The sequence below is a fragment of the Pseudomonas sp. 05N434 genome, from assembly GCF_056396965.1.
The window spans coordinates 1-1,496 of sequence record NZ_JBFTMK010000817.1; the positions used below are offsets into that span (position 1 = coordinate 1).

Below are 1,496 nucleotides of genomic sequence, written 5' to 3' on the forward strand. Positions count from 1 at the left end.
GGCAACCGCCCCCTGATGTTGCGCTACGTGCTGCTGGCCATCGGCTGGCTGAGCGTAGCGCTGGGGGTGATCGGGATTTTCCTGCCGGTGYTGCCCACCACACCGTTCCTGCTGTTGGCGGCAGCCTGCTTCGCCCGCAGTTCGCCGCGTTTCTATCACTGGCTGGTTGAACATCCACGGCTTGGACCCTGGATTCGCGACTATCTGGACGGCAACGGCATTCCGCTCAAGGGCAAGGTCTACACCATCGGGTTGATGTGGACGAGCATCCTGTTCTCCTGCTACCTGGTGCCCCTGCCGTGGGCGCGCGGGTTCATGCTGACCAGTGCGGTGCTGGTGACGGTTTATATCCTCAAGCAGAAAACCCTGCATAAACCCTGATTCCTATCGATGGCTCGAGGCTTTTGTGGCGAGGGAGCTTGCTCCCGCTGGGTTGCGAAGCAGCCCCAAAACCTGCAACCCGCCTTCTCCTGACACACCTCATTGATCGGTTTGGCGACTGCTGCGCAGCCGAACGGGAGCAAGCTCCCTCGCCACAGGAAACAACCCGCCGACATCCTTTCGTCCGACGACCTACCCGACCGCCCCGTAAACACCGCCTAGACTTCAGACATCTGCACCCGAGCAGCCAGACATGCCCCGCAGTCCGCGTAGTCCAGGATGGTCAACGCTCCGACTTCGGTTCGGCGGATGGCTGCTGCTGGCGAGTTTTCTACTGGCCGGGTTGGGCAGTGTCTGGGCCGACTGGGATTTTGCGCAGGTTCTGCAAACGGCCGAAAAACGCTACGGCCCCCTTGGCGAGGCACAGGGACGGATCGAGGCCTGGAGCCAAATGCTGCAAAGCGAACGCAACCAGCCTGAGCGCGAACAACTGAACGCGGTCAATCACTTCTTCAATCAGCAACTGAGTTTTCAGGATGACACGCGCATCTGGCATCAGACCGATTACTGGGCCACGCCCGTGGAGTCCTTGATCAAAGCCGCAGGCGACTGCGAAGACTTCGCCCTGGCGAAATACTTCAGCCTGCGTCACCTCGGGATTCCCAGCGAAAAACTACGCATCACCTACGTCAAGGCCCTGACCCAGAACCAGGCGCACATGGTGTTGACCTTCTACAGCAGCCCCACGGCCGATCCGCTGGTGCTGGACAACCTGATCGACGAGATCCGCCCCGCCTCCCAACGCAAAGACTTGCTGCCGGTGTACGCCTTCAACGCCGAAGGCCTGTACTTGCCGGGAGCCAATGGTGGTAAACGCAGCAGCGACTCGAAAAAACTGTCGCGCTGGCAAGACGTATTGAAAAAGATGCAAATCGAAGGGTTCGCCGTGGGCGAAGGCTAGCCGCCACTGCAAGGAGTGTTTTCATGTCACTGCGCAAACAGTTGTTCCTCGCCATTTGCCTGTTCTTGCTGGTGGCCTTCAGCGGCAGTTTTTTTGTCAGCCTGGAAAGCTCCCGTGAACAGATGCTCAGTCAGTTGCGCTCCCACGCCCAGGA

The 1,496-nt window shown here is 59.7% G+C and carries 3 protein-coding genes; all 3 read left to right on the forward strand.

Annotated features, from left to right (window positions below; all coding sequences use genetic code 11):
* The first annotated feature begins 15 nt into the window (after positions 1-15).
* Positions 16-381 carry a YbaN family protein gene (locus AC1DLB_RS29715; RefSeq protein ID WP_477744222.1) on the forward strand — a complete coding sequence of 122 codons (366 nt, stop codon included), beginning with the start codon at positions 16-18 and terminating at the stop codon, positions 379-381.
* A 253-nt stretch (positions 382-634) separates the two neighbouring features.
* Positions 635-1,342, forward strand: a complete 708-nt coding sequence (gene lapG / locus AC1DLB_RS29720; RefSeq protein WP_477744221.1) for a cysteine protease LapG — start codon at positions 635-637, stop codon at positions 1,340-1,342.
* A gap of 23 nt (positions 1,343-1,365) precedes the next feature.
* Positions 1,366-1,496 (forward strand): hypothetical protein (locus AC1DLB_RS29725; RefSeq protein WP_477786255.1); only part of this gene is annotated, 131 nt, incomplete at its 3' end.